Source organism: Pantoea sp. VS1, from assembly GCF_002207995.1.
GTDB lineage: Bacteria > Pseudomonadota > Gammaproteobacteria > Enterobacterales > Enterobacteriaceae > Pantoea > Pantoea dispersa.
In genome coordinates, this window is sequence record NZ_NHZE01000013.1 from 330,292 (window position 1) to 350,764 (window position 20,473).

The window sequence follows — 20,473 nt, forward strand, 5'->3', positions numbered from 1 at the left end:
GATTAGTAATTCCATTCACCTGAAAATGGTTTATCATACCTAGTGGGCCAAATGGCCTCTGGTGGCAAGCCAATCGCATCTGCTATGATTTTTTGCCCCTTTGGCCAAGGACGATCTAAGGCATTTTTTAAAGAGCCAGCGCTTTTGTAACCATGGTGGATAGAAAGGCGACGCAAAGACCAACCTTGTTTGTGTAATGCAGCTACGATGTCAGCCCTGTGCCAGTCAGACTCAGTCTGGCTTTTTTTTGTACTTTCAAATGTACTCATTAGTTAACCTCCCGAGGTTATTTCATAAGTACAGTATGATCGAAAATGAGTTATGTAAACCTGAAAATTACTCTTTTGTTTGTTTTTCAGGTTGTTTTTAGGTGTGTGGAAGGTTCTTTTTAAGTTGTTTTAATTCAATTTCAACAACTTGCAATGAACCTGTAAAAGTCGAAAACAAATCACTTGGATTTGCAGGATATGAATAAAAAACCTGAAAGTAAGTCATTGGTGGGTTTGGGAGCTCGAATTCGAACTCATAGAGAGGCGTTAAAGCTATCTAGGGGCTACGTGGCAGAAGAGCTGGGAGTATCGTTGTCCACGTTACAGGCGTGGGAAAATGATGAGAGAGAGCCTGCGGCTTCAAGCATTTTACGACTTTCGGACACACTCAAAACCTCAGTTGGTAAATTGCTTTTGGGGGCTGATTCGGAAGAGAGCAAACCAGTAAGCACGGCAGTTCTTACTGGTGGGACAACTGTTGATGTTAAAGGCAACACTGTTGATCTGGAGGAGTTTGTTTTTGTACCTCGCTATAACGTATCAGCAGCTGCTGGTTATGGTGCATGGAACGATGACGAAAGTCCGATGTTCACTGTTAGCTTTAGGCGTTATTGGGTCACGAATCATTTGAAGGCTGACCCTGCTAAGTTGTCAGTAATCAGCGTTAGCGGTGATTCTATGGAGGGGGTTCTCAATGATAAGGACATCATTCTTGTAAATCATGCCGATAGAGAACCACGTGAAGGGATTTATGTACTACGAATCGATGGTCAGCTACTCGTTAAGCGCGTGCAAAGACTTCCCGGCGCACAACTTAGAATAACCAGTACGAATCCGGCCTATGAGCCTTACAACATCAGCCTTAACGACATACCCGATGATTTTGACATACTTGGCAAGGTAGTTTGGTATGGAAGGGTAATTTAAAGCTTCATAAAAGATGATTGAACCGACTTAGAGTTAGCTCATTTTATTGCAGAATAAAACGCGTTTTTTTCAGTCTTGCTCAAAAAATCTCTGCTGATGCAAAATCCGCTTTTCATCCGCTGAGCCGCAGTCAGCCTGCCTTCGCTGTCCTTTCTCCCACTACTTTAACTTATGCAGAAATGATCACCTCCCCACAAGAAGCGGAAGTGTGGGTTGAGAGGCAGCCAGAGGTCGCGCTGGCGTTAGCAGAGAGCAAAGGCGCCCAGGATACCGCAGCGTGGATCCGTCAGGTGCTGGCCGGTGAACGCGCGGTGCCGCAGGCGCTGCGCCTGCAGCTGGCGTGCTGTCTGGTGGCGACCGGTGAAGCCGCAACAATGGCCGATGCCGAAACGCGGTTACAGCAGGCGGGAATTTAACCGGGCTGCCCGGCCGGCCATGCACGAAAAACCCGGGCGGTGACGGCTGTCACCGCAGCGGTTGCGCAGGGGGTGCACGCCTGCGCAGCTGGAATGGCTTGCTGGGCAGCGCCATCAGCGTTTAATCAGTACGCTCTCCACCAGTTGCTGCCAGAACGTAATACCAATCGGCAGCAGCGCATCGTTAAAATCATAGTTGGCATTGTGCAGCGGGGCTGAAGGCGTGGCACCGTCAGCGCCGAGCCAGAAATAGGCGCCGGGACAGGCTTCCAGCATGCAGGCAAAATCTTCAGACGCCATCGACGGGTTAACCTGCCAGTGCACCTGCTGTTCACCCAGCAGCTGGCATGCCACGTCACGCACCTGCTCCGCCGGGGCGACATGGTTGGCGGTAACCGGATAGCCGGGATACCAGTGAATCTCGCCGCTGACGCCAAACGGGCGCGGCAGGGTGGTGACAAAATCTTCAATCAGACCGCGCACGCGATTGCGCACGTCGGTCTGCAGACATCGCACCGTACCGCGCAGCGTGATCTGCTCCGGAATGACGTTAATGGCCTCGCCACCGTGAATCTGGGTGACGCTGACCACCGCCGACGCCAGCGGTGACAGGCGGCGCGACGGGATGGTTTGCAGCGCCAGAATCAGCTCGGCGGCGACCACCATCGGGTCGGCACCACTTTCCGGCATCGCCGCATGGCAGCTTTTGCCGTGCAGCGTAATCTCAAACGAATCCAGCGATGCCATCATCGCGCCCGGATTTACCGCCAGCGATCCCACCGGCAATCCCGGCCAGTTGTGCATCGCGTACACGGCATCCATCGGGAAGCGCTGAAACAGACCTTCCTCCACCATTTTGCGCGCACCACCGAGATTCTCTTCGGCCGGCTGAAACAGGAAATGTACCGTACCTTTGAAATTACGCGTGGCGGCCAGCTGACAGGCTGCGGCCAGCAGTATCGCGGTGTGGCCATCGTGACCGCAGGCGTGCATCACGCCAGGCCGGCTCGATTTCCACTGCGGCTCGCCTTTTTCGGTGATCGGCAGGGCATCCATATCGGCGCGCAGCCCGATGACCGGACCGGGACCGTTTTCCAGCGTGCCGATCACGCCAGTGCCGGCGAGGCCGCGAAACACCTGCAGTCCGGCATCGTTCAGCACCTGGGCAACCAGCTCGCTGGTCTGCTGCTCCTGGTAACCCAGTTCAGGGTGTTGATGTAACTGACGACGCCAGGTGAGGGCGTTTTCCAGCAGGACAGCAGGCAGGCTCATAAGGTAAGGCTCCATCAGCAGCGTCAGCTGCGCAATCTCCGACGCGGGAAGTTAAGTGTCCACTGTAGTGGTAAGCGTGGGGGGCGTCTATCGTGGAAAGGAATAATTTGGCTATAGGCTATAGCGGATTGGCATAAGGGGATGGGGCAAGGTCGGCATAAATGCCGACCCTACACAATGCACTCTTTTGGAACAATGTTACGGCTTAACAGGCCAACACGACGTTATTGTTTAGCCGGGGTGACATCCCGTAGGGTGCGCATTGATGCGCACCTGGAACTACTTCAGCATCGGCAAATTGAGACCGTGCTGCTCTGCGCAGGTCTGCGCCAGCTCGTAGCCCGCATCGGCATGACGCATCACGCCGGTGGCCGGGTCGTTCCACAGCACGCGACCAAGTCGCGCATCCGCTTCAGCCGTACCGTCACAGACGATCACCACCCCGGAATGCTGCGAGAAGCCCATACCGACGCCGCCGCCGTGGTGCAGGCTCACCCAGGTGGCTCCGCCGGCGGTGTTCAGCAGCGCGTTCAGCAGCGGCCAGTCCGACACCGCATCCGAGCCATCCTTCATCGCCTCGGTTTCACGGTTAGGTGACGCTACCGAGCCGCAGTCGAGGTGGTCACGACCAATCACGATCGGCGCTTTCAGCTCGCCGTTGCGCACCATCTCATTGAATGCCAGCGCGGCTTTATGCCGTTCGCCTAGCCCCAGCCAGCAGATACGCGCCGGCAGGCCCTGGAAGGCGATGCGCTCCTGCGCCATATCCAGCCAGCGGTGCAGGTTTTTGTGTTCCGGGAACAGCTCTTTCAGTTTGGCGTCGGTTTTATAGATATCTTCCGCATCGCCCGAGAGCGCCACCCAGCGGAACGGGCCTTTGCCCTCGCAGAACAGCGGACGGATATACGCCGGCACGAAGCCCGGGAAATCAAAGGCGTTTTTCACCCCTTCATCCAGCGCTACCTGACGAATGTTGTTGCCGTAATCCACGGTCGGCACACCCATGTGGTGGAAGTCGAGCATCGCCTGTACGTGCTGCGCCATGGAGGCGCGTGCCGCTTTCTCTACCGCTTTCGGATTGCTGACGCGCTCGGCTTCCCAGCGTGCCACGTCCCAGCCCACCGGCAGATAGCCGTTGATCGGGTCGTGCGCGGAGGTCTGATCGGTCACGATGTCAGGCTTCATGCCACCCGCTTTCGCGCGCTGCACCAGTTCCGGGACCAGCTCGGCCGCGTTGCCCAGCAGGCCCACGGAGATCGCCTGGCCGGCTTCGGTGGCGTCTTTGATCAGCGCCAGCGCCTCATCCAGACTGTAGGCTTTATGGTCGAGGTAGCGGGTGCGCAGACGGAAATCGATGCGCGACTCCTGGCACTCAATCGCCAGCACGCAGGCACCGGCCAGCACGCCCGCCAGCGGCTGCGCGCCGCCCATGCCGCCCAGACCGGCGGTGAGGATCCAGCGGCCGGTCAGGTCACTGTTGTAGTGCTGGCGACCGGCTTCGGCGAAGGTTTCAAAGGTACCCTGCACGATGCCCTGCGCGCCGATATAGATCCATGAACCGGCGGTCATCTGGCCATACATCATCAGCCCGGCCTTATCCAGTTCGTGGAAGTGATCCCACGTTGCCCAGTGCGGCACCAGGTTGGAGTTGGCCAGCAGTACGCGCGGCGCATCGGCATGGGTGCGGAACACACCGACCGGCTTGCCGGACTGAATCAGCAGCGTCTCTTCCGGCTGCAGCGCACGCAGCGAGCGCAGAATCTGCTCAAAGCACGCCCAGTTGCGCGCGGCTTTGCCGATTCCGCCATACACCACCAGATCCTCCGGGCGTTCGGCCACGTCAGGATCGAGGTTGTTCTGAATCATGCGGTATGCCGCTTCAATCAGCCAGTTGGCGCAGTGCAGTTCATTACCGCGCGGCGCACGGATTTCACGGGCAACAGCCTGAGTCAAAGTTTCGCTCATCATCGGTTCCTTAATTAGCAGTAGAACGCTGGCTTGGCAGCAGCGCAGTAAGGGTTTCAGGCCAGACGTAACTGCTGGCCCACAGGCGCATGGCATCAATGTCCGGCGCCAGTAAACGGTCCTGATCGAGGAAGGCGACCTGCGCACGAATGCGGCTCATCTCCTGTTCGACCGCGGCAGAGCTTTGCAGCGGGCGGTGGAAGTCGATGCCCTGCGCCGCCGCCATCGCTTCAATGCCGACCACGGCAGCGGTGTTGAAGCACATCTCGCCCAGACGGCGTGCTGCGTAGGTGGCCATCGATACGTGATCTTCCTGATTGGCTGAGGTCGGCAGGCTGTCGACGCTGCCCGGGTGCGCCAGCGATTTGTTCTCCGAGGCCAGCGCGGCAGCGGTAACCTGCGCAATCATGAAGCCCGAGTTCACACCGCCGTCGCGCACCAGGAAGGGCGGCAGGCCGGAGAGGCCGGTATCGAGCAGCAGCGCCAGGCGGCGTTCGGAGATGGCACCGACTTCGGCTATCGCCAGTGCGATGATGTCGGCGGCAAAGGCCACCGGCTCGGCGTGGAAGTTACCGCCGGAGATCACGTCGCCGCTGTCGCTGAAGACCAGCGGGTTGTCAGAAGCGGCGTTGGCTTCAATCTGCAGCACGCGCGCGGCGTGGCTGAGGTTATCGAGACAGGCGCCCATCACCTGCGGTACGCAGCGGATCGAGTAGGGATCCTGCACGCGTCCGCAGTTGCTGTGCGAACTGAGAATTTCGCTGCCTTCGAGCAGCGTCGCTACCGCAGCGGCGACGGCAATCTGCCCGTGCTGGCCGCGCGCCTGATGGATGCGCGCATCAAACGGTTTAACCGAGCCTTTAATTGCTTCCAGCGACAGCGCGCCGGCCATCAGCCCGGCGGCAAACAGATTTTCGGCTTCAAACAGCCCACGCAGCGCCAGCGCGGTAGAGACCTGGGTGCCGTTGAGCAACGCCAGACCCTCTTTTGGCCCCAGCACAATCGGCTGCAGGCCGACGCGGGCCAGGCCTTCGCTGGCGGGCACCAGCTGGCCGTCAATGCGTACCTGGCCTTCACCGAGCAGCATCAGGGAGAGGTGCGCCAGCGGCGCCAGATCGCCGGACGCGCCAACCGATCCCTTCGCCGGGATGCACGGCATCACGCCGGCGTTGAACAGCGCCAGCAGCGCGTCAATCAGTTCCATGCGGATGCCCGAGTGGCCGCGTGCCAGGCTGATGATTTTGCTGGCGACTACCAGGCGGGTGACGTTGTCCGGCAGCAGATCGCCGAGGCCGACGCTGTGTGACAGCACCAGGTTACGCTGCAGTTCCGCCAGGCGTTCGGCGGGGATCTGCGTTTGCGCCAGCTTGCCGAAGCCGGTGTTGATGCCGTACACCACCTTGCCGGAGGCGACGATGGCCTCGACGGTTTCACGGGCGCGGTCAATATCCGCCCGCGCTTCCTCTGCCAGCTGCAGGGTCACCTTATCCTGATAAATACGGCGTAAGGTGGCGAGGTCCACTTCACCGGGAACGAGGCGAATTGCCTGAACCGAACCTGACATAGTCTACTCCTGTCTATACAAGTGATCTGCCACGTTGTGGCGGAGCGCAAGATGCGATGGCATCCGCCAGAGGCGCTATAAGTGTTGTGAGTGAAGCATAAGTGTCTAATCTTGTCTATACAAGTAGCAAGCGCTGTGCCAGATTGATCGTATTCTGTGAAACGCGCCGCAATGCGGGTGCGGCAACCTTCAGCCTGGTGCGCTGCACCAAAAGCGGGCGGCAGCTGCACCACGCAGGCAGGCTATGCACCATTGGATGTATATACATTTAGGCGGCGAGACAGTAAACTTCACACATCATTTGGAAAAGGAACAGGAAATGGCGGAGCAAACGGCAATCGCACAGCTGGCGGCAGCGATGGGGGATGAACCCGCGCCCATTTACCAGCGCGTTAAGCAGGCAATCGTCAGCCAGATCCGCGAAGGTCACTGGAAAGCCAATCAGCGGGTGCCGTCGGAGAGCGAGCTGGTCAATGAACTGGGCGTCAGCCGCATGACCATCAACCGCGCGCTGCGCGAACTCACCAGCGAAGGGTTTCTGGTGCGCATGCAGGGCGTAGGGACCTTTGTCGCGGAGATGAAGGGCTACACCGCAATGCTGGAAGTGCATAACATCGCCGATGAAATTGCCCAGCGCGGCCACACGCACAGCTGCAAAATTCTCTCGATAGGTCAGATGAAGGCCGATCCGGAACAGGCGGCGGTGCTGGGACTCTCCACCGGCCAGACGCTGTATCATTCGCTGATCGTGCACTACGAAAATGAGCTGCCGGTGCAGCTGGAAGATCGTCTGGTCAATCCGCTGGTCGCGCCTGACTACCTCAGCCAGGATTATCACAGCCTGACGCCGTACACCTATCTGATGCGCGTCGCCCCGCTGACCGCCGGTGAGCATATCGTTGAAGCGGTACTGCCGGATTTGCGCCAGCGTAAGCATCTGGCGCTGGACGAGCACGAGCCGTGCCTGCTTATCCGTCGCCAGACGTGGAGCGACAACAAAATCGTCACCTATGCGCGCCTGCTCTATCCAGGCTCACGCTACAAATTGCTGGGCCGCTTCAGGGGACACGGCTAAGCGCGATAAACAGCAGGCTGGCCTCTGCCGTTTGCGGCACCAGCTGCTGCTGCTCCTGCTCCTGCAGCCACCACATTCCCTGCTGCGCCTGCAGCGTCTCGCCCGCACTGCTGCGCCATGTACCGGCCAGCACATACGCCACGCCATGCAGGCTGCTGACCGTCTGCTGCTCCACGCTTACCGCCGCGCGCCAGCTGTCGCGCCGCGTCATGATGTTGAAGTCCTGACAGCTGCCGCTGACCTGCGCCTCTATCGCCCATTCGCCGGGAAAGGCCCACGGCTGATGGGGCAGCAACGTCTGTTCGGCCTGTTCACAGCGCAGCAGCACGCTATCGCCGTGCAGTAAAGTGATCACCCGATCGACGCCGGGGAAGGGCGAGAACGGCCCGTCGGCGTCGATGGTGGCGATGCTGGCGCGCCACTGGAACTCTGCTGCGCCCGGCGGATAGCTGATAATTTCGCGCGTCTCCCCGCCGCCATTGCGCCAGCGGCTGACCGGCAGCTGCGCGTAGTCAAAGCGCGCGTTCATTGCAGCGCCCGCATCGCCCGGGCAAAGCCAGCGGCGGCCGCTTCTTCCGCCGCGTGGTGGCCTTGCTGAATCACCGGCTGTCCGGCAACAAACACGTCACGAATCTGCTGGCTGCTGCCGGCAAAAAGCCAGCGATTGATCAGCGCGGCGGAGCTGACGCTGGCCAGCAGCGCATCCTCCTCCAGCACCAGCCAGTCGGCGCGTTTGCCCACCGCCAGCTCACCGCTGGCAATGCCACAGGCCTGCGCGCCGCCCTGCGCCGCCTGCTGCCACAGCAGATCGCCGACCGAGGGTTGATCGGTTAGCGTGATGCGGTTGCGGCGACGATCGCGCAGCCGCTGGCCATACTCCAGCCAGCGCAGCTCCTCGAGCGCACTGAGCGAAACGTGGCTGTCGGAGCCAACGCCCCAGCGCCCGCCGCGCCCGATATACTCCACCGCCGGGAAGATGCCGTCGCCGAGATTGGCTTCGGTGGTGGGACACAGCCCGGCAATCGCGCCGCTGTCCGCCATGCGCGCGATCTCCTGCTGATCGAGATGGGTGGCGTGAATCAGACACCAGCGCGCATCAACGGCAAAGCGATTATACAGCCACGCCACCGGCCGTTCGCCGCTCCATGCCAGACTGTCATTAACCTCTTTTTCCTGCTCGGCAACGTGAATGTGTACCGGCAGATGCGCAGCGCTGGCGGCCAGCACCTCATGCATCTGGGCTTCGCTCACCGCGCGCAGCGAGTGGAAACACAGGCCGTGGTTGATCAGCGGCTGCTGCGCGCTCCACTGCGCGACGCGCTGCTGCTGCTGCAGATAGGCATCGGTGTGCTGAATGAAGCGTCGCTGACCGGCGCTGGCCGGCTGCGCACCGAAGCCGCTGTAGCTGTACAGCACCGGCAGCAGCGTCTGGCCGATACCGGCGGTGTGCGCTGCCTGCATCAGCTGTTGCAGCATCGCATCGTCGGCATACGGCTGGCCGTGCGGATCGTGATGCAGATAGTGAAATTCCGCCACCTGGCTGTAGCCGCCCTTAAGCATATCTATGTAGAGATGGGTGGCGATGGCACCGACCTGCTCAGGCGACAGGCGCTGCACCATGCGGTACATCAGATCGCGCCACGTCCAGAAGCTGTCCTGCGGATCGCCTGCCACTTCCGCCAGCCCGGCCATGGCGCGCTGGAAGGCATGGGAATGCAGGTTGGCCATCGCCGGAATCACCGGGCCGGCCAGGCGCACGGCGTCACCGGGCGTACTGTTGGCGGTAAGGGCGCGAATAAATCCCTGATCGTCGGTCGCGATCAGCACGTTTTCCTGCCAGCCGTCGGCCAGCCGTGCGCGTGGGGCAAAATAAACTGCCATGGTTGATCCTCAATGGCGGAAAGTTGTATATACATATACATACTTTGAGGCGCAGTGTAAATCGCCAGACAAAAGGGGAGTGGGATGGCAAGTAAACAGATCGACAGCCTGTGGCTGGGGGCCGATGTGGTCACCATGCGTGACGGTCGCTATAACCTGATTGAGGATGGCGCCGTGGCGGTGGATAACGGCGAGCTGGTGTGGGTCGGCCCGCGCAGCGCATTACCGGACTTTGCCCCGCGCCGGCAGCAGCAGTTTGACGGCGGCATCATTACGCCCGGTCTGGTGGATTGCCACACGCATCTGGTGTTTGGCGGCGATCGCAGCCAGGAGTTCGAACAGCGGCTCAACGGCGTGAGCTATGCGGAGATCGCCGCGCAGGGCGGCGGCATCCTGTCGACGGTGCGCGCCACGCGCGCGGCCAGCCAGCAGCAGCTGGTGGCGTCGGCGCGCTGGCGGCTCGATCGCCTGCTGGCCGAAGGCGTTACCACGGTGGAAATTAAATCCGGCTACGGGCTGGACGAAGAGAGCGAGCTCACTCTGCTGCGCGCTATCCGCGAGCTGGCGCAGTCGGTGCCTGCCGATGTGCAGGCCACCTGCCTGGCGGCGCACGGCTTCCCGCCAGAGTTCAGGGATAACCCGCAGGGCTGGATCGATATTATCTGTCAGCACCTGTTACCGCGGGTGAAAGCGGAGGGGCTGGCGGATGCGGTCGACGCGTTTTGCGAACACCTGGCGCTGTCACCGCAGCAGGTGAGCGCGGTATTTGATGCCGCCAAAGCGCTCGGCCTGCCGGTGAAGCTGCACGCTGAACAGCTGTCGGCACTCGGCGGGGCCGCACTGGCGGCGCGCTATGGCGCGCTCTCTGCCGATCACCTCGAATATGCCACCGAACAGGATGCGCGCGCGATGGCGGAGCATGGCACGGTGGCGGTACTGCTGCCCGGAGCGTTCTATCTGCTGCGCGAGACGCAGCGTCCGCCGGTCGAACTGTTCCGCCAGCACGGCGTGCCAATGGCGCTGGCCAGCGATGCCAATCCGGGCACGTCACCGGCGCTGTCGCTGCGGCTGATGCTGAACATGGGCTGTACGCTGTTTGGCCTGACGCCGGAGGAAGCGCTGGCCGGCGTCACGCTGTGGGGCGCAAAGGCGCTTGGCCTGCAGGCCACGCACGGCTCGCTGGAGCCAGGCAAAGTAGCCAATTTTGTCCACTGGCCGCTGGCTCGCCCGGCTGAGCTGGTTTACTGGCTGGGCGGCGAACTGCCGTGCCAGGTTATCTATCGTGGAGAAGCGCAATGACCCCTTTTCATTTCACCGCCGGTAAGCTGCCGCTGCTGGTCAGTATTCCGCATGCCGGTACCCAACTGACGCCGGAGGTTGACGCCGGGCTGAGCGAGGCCGCGCGCGGCCTGCCGGATACCGACTGGCATATTCCGCTGCTGTACGACTTTGTGCGCGACCTCGGTGCCAGCGTGCTGATCGGACACTACTCGCGCTTCGTGATCGATCTCAACCGTCCGCCGGACAATCAGCCGATGTACAGCACGGCCACCACCGGGCTCTATCCGGAGACGCTGTTTGATGGCACGCCAACCTTCAAACCCGGCATGACGCCGGACAGCGCGGCGCGTCAGCGCTATCTGGAGACTATCTGGCAACCCTATCATCAGCAGATTCAGCAGGAGCTGGCGCGGCTGAAAGCCGAACATGGCTATGCGCTGCTGTTTGATGCGCACTCCATCGCTTCGGTGATTCCGCGCCTGTTCGACGGCCAGCTGCCGGACCTGAACATCGGCACCAACGATGGCGCCAGCTGTTCGGCGGCCAGCATCGCGGCGATTGAGCAGGTGTGCGCCGCGCAAAGCGACTACAGCTGGGTGGTGAACGGACGCTTCAAAGGCGGCTACATCACGCGCGCTTACGGCCAGCCAGCGCAGGGCGTGCAGGCGGTGCAGCTGGAGCTGGCGCAGCTGAATTACATGGATGAGGCGCCGCCGTTTGCCTGGCAGCAGGATCGCGCCACGCGGTTGCAGCACGTGCTGAAGCCGCTGCTACAGGCGTTTCTGCAGGCGGGGAAAGCCGTTTAATTGATGCGGGTCGCCATCACGGTGACCCCGTTTCTCATTTGGCGGATGTACATCCGCTGCCTCACTCCCCAATGCTGTGCAACCCCTGCCCTGAAAGTGTGCACGACGCGTTTCGTCTGACGCCGATCCCCTCCGTTTACCGTCTTTGCCGATCTGGCACAGCCCTTGCTAGCTTGTATGTACAAGTAAAGACCGCGCGGCAATGATGACTATTTATTCTGGCTGGCTCACAAAAAGCTTATGCCAACAATGATCTGCCGCAAGCTAACTTGTATATACATGAAATGTCATTTGCGCTGTATCAGCCAACAGAGACAGCCAGATTTGTTAACCACCAGGAGAAGACGTATGACACACCGTGCCCCGTTTCGCCGTTTTTGCCTTACCACGCTGTTTGCCAGCCTGATGCTGGCCGGCGTGGCTGCCGAGGCTAAAGAGTGGAAATCCATCACCATCGCCACTGAAGGCAGCTATGAGCCGTGGAACCTGACGCTGCCGGGCGGCAAGCTGGGCGGCTTCGAACCTGAACTGATGGAAGATCTGTGCAAGCGCATGAGCATTCAGTGCAAGCTGGTGGTGCAGAACTGGGACGGGATGATTGCCGGACTGAACGCCGGGAAATATGACGTCATCATGGATGCGATTGTGATTACGCCGGACCGGAAAAAAGTGGTCAACTTCACCACGCCGTACGCGTCAACGCCGGCGACCTTCATCACCAGCAAAGATAACCCGCTGCTGCCGGCCGATAAGAACATCATCAAACTGCACGACGACGAGGCTGCCATCAATGCGGCCATCGCCCCGCTGAAGGCGGCGCTCAAGGGCAAAACCATCGGCATTGCCTCCGGCACCGTGTATACGCCGTTTATCGATAAATACTTCAAAGACGTGGCCGACGTGCGCGAATACACCGCTTCGGCGGATGCGATTCTCGATCTGCAGGCGGGCCGCATTGATGCGGTGTTTGATGACGTGACCTTCGCGCAGTCGATGCTGGCGCGTAAAGAGAACAGCAACCTGACGTTCAGCGGCCCGCAGCTGGGCGGTCCGATCTGGGGGGAAGGCGAAGCGATGGGCGTGCGCATGGCTGATAACGATCTGAAGGCCAAACTCGATGCCGCCATTCACGCTGCGCTGGCGGACGGCACGGTGAAAAAGCTGAGCGAGAAGTGGTTTAAAACTGACGTAACGCCGTAAGTGAGGTGAAAGATGATGAGCCTGCTGAGTTTTGGTGCAGATGGCTGGGGTCGCCTGATTCTGAGCGCCGCCGGTACCACGCTGCTGCTGTCGCTGGCGGCGCTGATGATTGGCGCCGTGGTCGGTTCCGGCGTGGCGGCGGCGAAACTCTCGCACCAGCGCTGGCTGCGCTGGCTGGGTGAAAGCTATTCGGTGGTGTTTCGCGGCATCCCGGAACTGCTGGTGATCTACCTGTTCTACTTCGGTGGATCGGGGTTGATCACGCTGGTCGGCCAGCTGTTTGGTGCTGACGGCTTTATTGAAGCACCGCCGTTTCTGATTGGCGCGCTGGCTATCGGGCTCATCTCCGGATCCTATCAGGGTGAAGTGTATCGCGCTGCGCGCCTGGCGCTGGCGAAGGGCGAAGTCGAAGCGGCGGTAGCCATCGGGATGCCGCGCTGGCGTATCGCCCAGCGCATCCTCGTCCCGCAGATTGTGCGCTACGCGCTGCCGGGGATGTCCAACGTCTGGCAGATGAGCCTGAAAGATTCGGCGCTGGTGTCAGTGACCGGCATCGTCGAGCTGATGCGCGCCAGTCAGGTGGCGGCCGGGTCAACGCGCGATTACTTCACCTTTTACCTGATTGGCGGTGGCTGCTATCTGCTGCTGACACTGCTGTCGAACCATGCGTTTCGCCGCGCGGAATCGCGCCTCGGCCGCGCATGGCAAAGTCGCACTGCGGCACAGCACTAAGGAGCAGCAGCATGATCGACTTCGCTTTTCTTGCCGACACTTTTCTTAAGCTGAGCGCGGCGCTGCCGGTGACGCTCGGGCTGTTTATCAGCGCCTTTGTTTGCGGCGGGCTGCTGGCGCTGGGCATTCTGGCGCTGCGCATGAGCCGCTGGCGACTGCTGAGCGGTTTTGCGCGCGGCTATATTCTGGTGTTTCGCGGCTCGCCGCTGCTGATTCAGCTGTTTCTCATCTACTACGGGCTCGGCCAGTTTGGCGTGATTCGCCACAGCTTCGTCTGGCCGTTTCTGCGCGAGCCGTTTATCTGCGCGGTGCTGGCGCTGTCGCTGTGTACCGCCGCTTACACCGCTGAGATCCTGCGCGGTGCGCTGCTGGCGGTGCCGGCAGGTCAGGTCGAAGCCGGGCTGGCCTGCGGCATGTCACGCTGGCTGCTGCTGCGCCGCATCATCGCGCCGATCATGCTGCGCTATGCGCTGCCGGCGTACTCCACCGAGGCGATTCTGCTGGTGAAATCCACCGCGCTCGCCAGCCTTGTCACGGTGTGGGATGTCACCGGCGTGGCGCAGCAGATCATCCAGCGTACCTATCGCACTATGGAAGTGTTTGTCTGCGCTGCGGCGATCTACCTGATTCTCAACTTTATTATCGTCCAGCTGTACGCGCTGTTAGAGCGCCGTCTGACCCCGGTGCACCGCGCTGAAAAAAAGCCGCTGCCCGCCGTTAAACCGCTTGCCGGAGAGTAATATGCATTCCACTTCACCAGTCACCTTATCCGCCACTGATATCCATAAATCCTTTGGCGCTATGGAGGTGCTCAAGGGCATCTCGCTGCAGGCGCATCAGGGCGATGTTATTTCAATTCTCGGTGCCAGCGGCTCGGGCAAAAGTACCTTGCTGCGCTGCATCAATCTGCTGGAAACGCCGGATGCCGGCGTGGTGAGCGTCGGCGGCGAAACCATTGAAATGAAGCGCCACGCGCGCGGCCATCAGCTGGCGGCGAATCCTAAGCAGATTGAACGCCTGCGCTCGCGGCTGGGCATGGTGTTTCAAAGCTTCAATCTGTGGTCGCACATGACGGTGCTGCAGAACGTGATTGAAGGTCCGCACTATGTGCTGAAGCGCGATAAAAAGAGTTGTATCGCCCAGGCAGAGCAGTTGCTGGATCGCGTCGGGCTGCTTAACCGCAAGGATTTTTATCCGGCGCAGCTCTCCGGCGGCCAGCAGCAGCGTGTGGCAATTGCCCGCGCGCTGGCGATGGATCCGGAAGTGATGCTGTTTGATGAGCCAACCTCGGCGCTCGACCCGGAACTGGTCGGCGAGGTGCTCAAAGTGATGCGCAGCCTGGCGGAAGAGGGGCGCACCATGCTGGTGGTGACGCACGAGATGGGCTTCGCGCGCAACGTCTCTAATCGCGTGGTGTTTATGCATCAGGGCAACATTGATTGCGAGGGCACGCCGGAAGCGATGTTTGGCGCCAGCGGTTCATCGCGCTTTAAGCAGTTTATCTCCAGCCATCAGAGCCATCACGCGGAGCAGCCAGTATGACCGTCGTCTGGGGCGATGCGCCGCTGACCTGGCAGGCGCTGGTACAGGTAGCGCGACATAACGCCGAACTGACGCTGAGCGCCGCCGCCTGGCAGCGCATTGCGCGCGGTCGCGAGATCGTCGAACAGATCGTTGCCAGCGGCCAGATTGCCTATGGCATCAACACCGGGCTGGGGGCGCTGTGTAACATCACGCTGCCGGAAGACCAGCTCAGTCAGCTGTCACGCAATACGTTGCTGAGCCACGCCTGCGGCGTCGGTCCGCTGCTGACGCGCGAGCAGACGCGCGCCATTCTGTGTGCGGCCATCGCCAACTACAGCCACGGCAAATCCGGCGTTTCGGTGGCGCTGGTGCAGCATCTGCTGGCGCTGCTCAATCAGCAGATCACGCCGCAGGTGCCGTCGCAGGGTTCGGTCGGTTATCTCACCCACATGGCGCATATCGGGCTGGCGCTGATTGGCGTGGGCGACGTTGAGTACCAGCAACAGGTGATGCCGGCGGAGCAGGCGCTGCGGCTGGCCGGTTTACAGCCGTATCGCCCCGGTGCCAAAGAGGGCCTGAGCCTGGTCAACGGTACGCCGTGCATGACCGGGCTGAGCTGTCTGGCGCTGGACGATGCGGCGCGGCTGCTGGATTGCGCGGATGTCACCGGCGCGATGAGCTTCGAAGCGCTGCGCGGTCAGCTGGCGGCGTTTGATGCCGAGGTGATTGCGCTGAAAGCCAGCCCCGGCATGCAGCACAGCGGCCAGCGTCTGCGTGCGCTGCTGAGCGACAGCCCGCTGCTGGCGGCGAGCTGTGGCATACGCACCCAGGATGCACTCAGCCTGCGTTCGATGCCGCAGGTGCACGGCGCCAGCCGCGATCAGTTCGCCCACGCGGCGCGTCAGGTTGAGATCGAGCTGAATGCCTGCACCGATAATCCGCTGGTGCTGGGCACGCCGGACGACTGGCGCGTGGTGTCACAGGCCAATCCGCACGGTGAATCGGTCGCCATGGCGGCCGATCTGCTGGCGATTGCCATGGCGGAGATCGGCAGCATAGCCGAGCGCCGGCTGGACCGGCTGGTCAATCCGCTGGTCAGCGGGCTGCCGCCGTTTCTGGTGGCGCAGCCGGGCGTCAACTCCGGGATGATGATCGCGCAATACGTGGCGGCTTCCCTGTGCGCGGAGAATCGTCAGCTGGCGCAGCCGGCGGTGCTGGACAATTACGTCACCTCGGGACTGCAGGAGGATCACCTCAGCCTCGGTACCGGCGCGGCGCTCAAGCTGATCAGACTGCTGAATAACCTCTGGCAGGTGCTGGCGATTGAGTACCTGCTGGCGGCGCAGGCGCTGGATTTTCACGGTGAGGCGCAGCTGGCCCGCGGCACGGGCCGGGCGCTACGCGCGCTGCGCGCTGAGGTTGCCACCTGGCAGGAGGATCGCTGGCTGGCACCGGAGATAGCCCGGGCGGTGAAGGTGTTACAGACGCTGGCCTGCTAGCGGCGCGAGGTGACGCGCCGCCAGTGTCCAGATTTAACCGCGGCGCGCGTCCGGGCGCACCAGATCAAAACGCTGATCTTCGCTGATCGCGTAATAGGCGGAAGGACCGCCGGCGCGCAGAATCGGCTGCGCTTTGGCGGTCTGGTAGATGCCGTTCTCCAGCAGCGCTTCATCGATATGAATCGCCACCGCTTCGCCTAGTACCAGCCAGCTCTCCAGCTCGCCTCCCTGTGCATCCTGCAGGCGAATCAGCTGCGTCAGGCGACACTCAAAGTTGACCGGGCTCTCCGCTACCATGCTGACGTTAACGTGGGAAGCGGCCAGCGGCGTCAGGCCGGCGAGGGCAAACTCGTCGTGATCGGGCGGTACCGAGGCGGAGCTCTCATTCATGGCTTCTGCCAGCGGACGCGTCGCCAGGTTCCAGACGAACTCGCCGGTTTCACTGATATTCTGCACGCTGTCTTTCCAGCCGCTGCTGGCAAAACCAATGATTGGCGGATGGTAGTTAAAACAGTTAAAGAAACTATAGGGCGCCAGATTGCGCTGGCCGCTGGCGCTTTGCGAGCTGACCCAGCCAATCGGGCGCGGGCCGACGATGGCGTTGAGCGGATCGTGAGGCAGACCGTGTCCACTGCGTGGCTGATAAGTGTAACGTTGACGCATTTGCGCTCCTGATTCGTCCTTTATACTGCGTGTTCCGGCGGCGCTGGCGGCTGGACGCAGTATTGCGGATGCAGTTTTAGGGAGAATAGATTTAAATTCGTTGCACTAAATTTTCCTGGCGGATTGTGCGCTGCCGTCATCCAGCGTATCTTACGCGCGCATTAATGTCCGGAGAATCTATGAACAAGCCTGCCGCTACCGCGCTCTTTCATCCGCGTAACCGCCATCAGGGCCGTTATGATTTTGCTGCCCTGACTGCCGCGCATCCGCCGCTGGCGGACAAAGTGCGCCCCAACGGTTACGGTGAGCTGTCGGTTGATTTCGCCGATCCGCACGCGGTGCTGCTGCTGAACCAGGCGCTGCTGAAACTGTTTTATAACCTGAACTGGCAGCTGCCGGAAGGCTATCTGACGCCGCCAGTACCAGGCCGCGCTGACTATATCCATGCGCTGGCGGATCTGCTGGCCAGCGATAACGGTGGCGTGCTGCCGCGCGATCTCGACGTGATGGATATTGGCTGCGGCGCCAACTGCATCTATCCGCTGATCGGTCACGCGGAGTATGGCTGGCGCTTTACCGGCACCGACATCAGCGCGGACGCCGTTAACGCCGCCAGTCAGATTGTGGCCAGTAATCCCGGCCTGCAGCGCGCCATTCGCCTGCGCCGTCAGAAGCACGAGAGCGCGATTTTTGCTGGCGTGGTGCACAAGAATGAACGCTATCACGCGGTACTGTGTAATCCGCCGTTCCACGCCTCGGCGGCCGATGCGGCGGCCGGCAGCCAGCGTAAAGTGCGCAATCTCGGCCTGAGCAGGCAGGCACCGCTTAACTTCGGCGGTCAGCATAACGAGCTGTGGTGCGACGGCGGTGAGCGTGCGCTTATCGGCCGGATGATCGATGAAAGCGTCGCATTAGGCGATCGCATCGTCTGGTTTACCTCGCTGGTGTCGCGCAAAGAGCATCTGCCCGAGCTGCGCGACCGGCTGAAGGCGCACGACGCTTATCAGGTACGCATCGTCGACATGGCGCAGGGCCAGAAGCAGAGCCGCTTTATCGCCTGGACATTTTTACCGCCCGCCACGCGCGCGCAGCGGCTGGCACGCTAAGCGCTGCTCAGGTAAAAAAAAAGCCGCTACGGGGATCCGCAGCGGCTTTGTTGTTTTTACGCCGTATTAAGAGACGTGCTGCAGGAACTCACGCAGACGGTCGCTCGGCGGGTTAGTGATCAGATCGTCCGGATTGCCATCTTCCGCGATGGTACCTTTGTCGATAAAGATCAGGCGCGACGCCACTTTCTGTGCGAAGCCCACTTCATGGGTCACGATCACCATGGTCATGCCTTCTTCCGCCAGATCCTGCATCACTTTCAGCACTTCGTGACGCAGCTCGGGATCGAGTGCCGAGGTAGGCTCATCGAACAGCATCATCTTCGGCTTCACCGCCAGCGCACGAGCAATCGCCACGCGCTGCTGCTGGCCGCCGGACAGCTCAGAAGGGAAGTGGTGGGCGCGCTCGGCGAGGCCGACCTTGCCCAGCAGCTCACGTGCCAGTTTGTGTGCGGCGTCTTTCTTCGCCCCGCGCACGCGGATCGGACCAAAGGCCACGTTGTCCAGCGCGCTCATCTGCGGGAACAGATGGAACTGCTGGAACACCATACCGGCTTCCTGACGGATCAGGCGTTCATCCACTTTCGGATCGTTAACCTTCATGCCATCGACAATCAGTTCGCCACTGCTGATCTCTTCCAGCTTGTTGATGCAGCGCAGCAGGGTAGATTTACCGGAGCCGGACGGCCCGATGATTACCACCACTTCACCCTGATTAATTTTCAGGTTGATGTCGTGCAGTACCTGAGTCTGGCCGAAGTTTTTCGAGACGTTTTTAAATTCAATCACAGGATTTTCACCCTTTTCTCAATACGGCGCAGCACAAAGCTCAACACCAGCGTAATAACCAGGTAAATGATGGCAACGGCGCTCCAGATCTCCAGCGCGCGGAAGTTACCGGCGATGATCTCCTGGCCCTGACGGGTCAGTTCCGCCACGCCAATCACGATGAACAGCGAGGTATCTTTGATGCTGACGATCCACTGGTTACCCAGCGGCGGCAGCATGCGGCGCAGCGCCAGCGGCATGATTACGTAGCGCAGCGTTTCGCGGCGCGACAGGCCAAGCGCCAGGCCGGCTTCACGGAAACCTTTGTTGATCGACAGCACCGCACCGCGGGTAATCTCCGCAATGTAGGCACCGGAGTTGATCATGATGGTCACGACGGCGGCGGTGAACGGGTCGATGCGCAGGTCCGGGAAGGCCATCGGCAGGGCGAAGTAGATGAACATCACCTGCACCACGATCGGCGTGCCGCGAATCAGTTCAATGAACACTAACGCGATGTTGTTGGTGATCCAGCCGCCGTAGGCGCGGGCGAAACCGGCTACGAGGCCGATAACCAGGCCGCCAATCAGGCCGAGGATCGAGATAAGCAGGGTCATTTTGGCGCCTTCGATCAGGATCGGTAAGGCGGGCCAGATGACGCTCCAGTCAAACTCCATGGTGTGACTCCAGAATCTGTTGCAGTGGAAATGTAAAAAGCAGGGAGAACAAAGCTCCCTGCTGATAAAAAGGCGTCAGGCCTGAATTATTTAGGTTCGCTGCCGAACCATTTTTTATAGATAGTGTTGTAGGTACCGTTGTCGTGCAGGGTTTTCAGTGCGCCATTCACTTTCTCACGCAGGTCGTCGCTGCCTTTCGGGAAAGCGATGCCATACTGCTGCGCTTCGATGGAGTCACCGACGGCTTTGAAACGGCCTTTGCCAGCGGTGTGGATGAAGTACAGGATGTTTGGCGTGTCGTGCAGCACGGCGTCAGCACGGTTAGTGCCTAACTCCATGTACGCGTTATCGATGTTCGGGAACTGGCGCAGATCTTTGGTTTTGATATGCGCTTTGGCGTAATCCACCGAACCAGTGCCGCTTTTCACTGCGACCACTTTACCGTTCAGATCGTCGATGCCTTTGATGTCGTTTTCGTTGTTACGCACCATCACCAGCAGGCCGCTTTTGTAGTAGCCGTCAGAGAATTCGATGGCTTTTTTACGTTCTTCGGTAATGGTGATGCCGGCCAGCGCCAGGTCAACGTTTTTGGTTTGCAGCGCCGGAATGATGCCGCTGAAATCCATCGGCTTCAGGGTGTAATCCAGCTTCAGCTGTTTAGCGATAGCGTCCCACAGGTCGATATCAAAGCCGACGTACTTGTCGCCCTGTTTGAATTCAAACGGAACGAAGGCGGTGTCGGTAGCGACCACCAGTTTTTTGTCTGCTGCAGTGGAGGAAAGCGAGAAGGCCAGCGCCAGCGCGGCCACGGAGACTTTAATCAACGACTTCATCATTTTTTTCCTTAT

The 20,473-nt window shown here is 60.5% G+C and carries 21 protein-coding genes; 11 read left to right on the forward strand and 10 right to left on the reverse strand.

Annotation, left to right across the window (positions count from 1 at the left end; all coding sequences use genetic code 11):
- Positions 1-2 precede the first annotated feature (2 nt).
- Positions 3-269, reverse strand: coding sequence for a helix-turn-helix domain-containing protein (locus CBW22_RS07675; protein WP_088516380.1), 267 nt, complete (start codon positions 267-269; stop codon positions 3-5).
- Between the two features lie 198 nt (positions 270-467).
- On the opposite strand from CBW22_RS07675, the gene CBW22_RS07680 reads away from it, so the two are divergent.
- Positions 468-1,196: an XRE family transcriptional regulator gene (locus CBW22_RS07680; RefSeq protein ID WP_088516381.1), complete on the forward strand. Its 729-nt coding sequence runs from the start codon at positions 468-470 to the stop codon at positions 1,194-1,196.
- Between the two features lie 206 nt (positions 1,197-1,402).
- Entirely contained in the window at positions 1,403-1,612 is a 210-nt protein-coding gene (locus CBW22_RS07685; RefSeq protein ID WP_254919481.1) for a hypothetical protein, read from the forward strand.
- Between the two features lie 114 nt (positions 1,613-1,726).
- Here CBW22_RS07685 and CBW22_RS07690 read toward each other — a convergent pair whose 3' ends face one another.
- The 3 genes from CBW22_RS07690 to hutH form a co-directional block, all read right to left on the reverse strand.
- Positions 1,727-2,884: a M20 aminoacylase family protein gene (locus CBW22_RS07690; protein WP_088516383.1), complete on the reverse strand. Its 1,158-nt coding sequence runs from the start codon at positions 2,882-2,884 to the stop codon at positions 1,727-1,729.
- Positions 2,885-3,163: 279 nt separating this feature from the next.
- Positions 3,164-4,849 (reverse strand): urocanate hydratase, encoded by a 1,686-nt coding sequence (gene hutU / locus CBW22_RS07695; protein ID WP_058757813.1) that lies wholly within the window; start codon positions 4,847-4,849, stop codon positions 3,164-3,166.
- 10 nt (positions 4,850-4,859) lie between these two features.
- Positions 4,860-6,413 (reverse strand): histidine ammonia-lyase, encoded by a 1,554-nt coding sequence (hutH, locus tag CBW22_RS07700; protein ID WP_088516384.1) that lies wholly within the window; start codon positions 6,411-6,413, stop codon positions 4,860-4,862.
- Between the two features lie 319 nt (positions 6,414-6,732).
- On the opposite strand from hutH, the gene hutC reads away from it, so the two are divergent.
- On the forward strand, positions 6,733-7,488 hold the full coding sequence (gene hutC / locus CBW22_RS07705; protein ID WP_021508436.1) for a histidine utilization repressor: 756 nt from the start codon (positions 6,733-6,735) through the stop codon (positions 7,486-7,488).
- Here the strand turns inward: hutC and CBW22_RS07710 are convergent.
- Complete coding sequence (locus CBW22_RS07710; RefSeq protein ID WP_088516385.1) at positions 7,472-8,017, reverse strand: HutD/Ves family protein; 546 nt, start codon at positions 8,015-8,017, stop codon at positions 7,472-7,474. The genes hutC and CBW22_RS07710 overlap by 17 nt on opposite strands.
- Complete coding sequence (locus CBW22_RS07715; protein ID WP_088516386.1) at positions 8,014-9,369, reverse strand: formimidoylglutamate deiminase; 1,356 nt, start codon at positions 9,367-9,369, stop codon at positions 8,014-8,016. The genes CBW22_RS07710 and CBW22_RS07715 overlap by 4 nt, the downstream gene beginning before the upstream one ends.
- An 84-nt stretch (positions 9,370-9,453) precedes the next feature.
- Here CBW22_RS07715 and hutI point away from each other — a divergent pair, with 84 nt between their 5' ends.
- The 7 genes from hutI to CBW22_RS07750 all read left to right on the forward strand — a co-directional run bounded on the left by hutI (position 9,454) and on the right by CBW22_RS07750 (position 16,411).
- The gene (hutI, locus tag CBW22_RS07720) at positions 9,454-10,668 is read left to right on the forward strand and encodes an imidazolonepropionase (protein WP_088516387.1); all 1,215 of its coding nucleotides are present in this window, start codon (positions 9,454-9,456) and stop codon (positions 10,666-10,668) included.
- Positions 10,665-11,456, forward strand: coding sequence for an N-formylglutamate deformylase (gene hutG / locus CBW22_RS07725; protein ID WP_088516388.1), 792 nt, complete (start codon positions 10,665-10,667; stop codon positions 11,454-11,456). The genes hutI and hutG overlap by 4 nt, the downstream gene beginning before the upstream one ends.
- Before the next feature lie 348 nt (positions 11,457-11,804).
- Positions 11,805-12,656 carry a transporter substrate-binding domain-containing protein gene (locus CBW22_RS07730; RefSeq protein ID WP_058769505.1) on the forward strand — a complete coding sequence of 284 codons (852 nt, stop codon included), beginning with the start codon at positions 11,805-11,807 and terminating at the stop codon, positions 12,654-12,656.
- Positions 12,657-12,668: 12 nt separating this feature from the next.
- Positions 12,669-13,388: an ABC transporter permease gene (locus CBW22_RS07735; protein ID WP_031279871.1), complete on the forward strand. Its 720-nt coding sequence runs from the start codon at positions 12,669-12,671 to the stop codon at positions 13,386-13,388.
- Between the two features lie 11 nt (positions 13,389-13,399).
- Entirely contained in the window at positions 13,400-14,128 is a 729-nt protein-coding gene (locus tag CBW22_RS07740) for an ABC transporter permease (protein ID WP_058757808.1), read from the forward strand.
- 1 nt (position 14,129) lies between these two features.
- Complete coding sequence (locus tag CBW22_RS07745; protein WP_021508428.1) at positions 14,130-14,930, forward strand: ABC transporter ATP-binding protein; 801 nt, start codon at positions 14,130-14,132, stop codon at positions 14,928-14,930.
- Positions 14,927-16,411 (forward strand): HAL/PAL/TAL family ammonia-lyase, encoded by a 1,485-nt coding sequence (locus CBW22_RS07750; protein WP_088516389.1) that lies wholly within the window; start codon positions 14,927-14,929, stop codon positions 16,409-16,411. Before CBW22_RS07745 ends, CBW22_RS07750 begins: the two co-directional genes overlap by 4 nt.
- Before the next feature lie 33 nt (positions 16,412-16,444).
- On the opposite strand, the gene CBW22_RS07755 is transcribed toward CBW22_RS07750, so the two are convergent.
- Entirely contained in the window at positions 16,445-17,074 is a 630-nt protein-coding gene (locus tag CBW22_RS07755) for a flavin reductase family protein (protein WP_021508426.1), read from the reverse strand.
- A gap of 179 nt (positions 17,075-17,253) precedes the next feature.
- Here CBW22_RS07755 and rlmF point away from each other — a divergent pair, with 179 nt between their 5' ends.
- Complete coding sequence (gene rlmF / locus CBW22_RS07760) at positions 17,254-18,180, forward strand: 23S rRNA (adenine(1618)-N(6))-methyltransferase RlmF (RefSeq protein WP_088516390.1); 927 nt, start codon at positions 17,254-17,256, stop codon at positions 18,178-18,180.
- 66 nt (positions 18,181-18,246) lie between these two features.
- Here the strand turns inward: rlmF and glnQ are convergent, their stop codons facing one another.
- The 3 genes from glnQ to glnH all read right to left on the reverse strand — a co-directional run bounded on the left by glnQ (position 18,247) and on the right by glnH (position 20,458).
- Entirely contained in the window at positions 18,247-18,969 is a 723-nt protein-coding gene (gene glnQ, locus CBW22_RS07765) for a glutamine ABC transporter ATP-binding protein GlnQ (RefSeq protein WP_021508424.1), read from the reverse strand.
- Positions 18,966-19,625, reverse strand: coding sequence for a glutamine ABC transporter permease GlnP (gene glnP / locus CBW22_RS07770; protein WP_021508423.1), 660 nt, complete (start codon positions 19,623-19,625; stop codon positions 18,966-18,968). Before glnP ends, glnQ begins: the two co-directional genes overlap by 4 nt.
- Positions 19,626-19,711: 86 nt before the next feature.
- Positions 19,712-20,458 carry a glutamine ABC transporter substrate-binding protein GlnH gene (gene glnH / locus CBW22_RS07775; RefSeq protein ID WP_021508422.1) on the reverse strand — a complete coding sequence of 249 codons (747 nt, stop codon included), beginning with the start codon at positions 20,456-20,458 and terminating at the stop codon, positions 19,712-19,714.
- Positions 20,459-20,473: the final 15 nt, after the last annotated feature.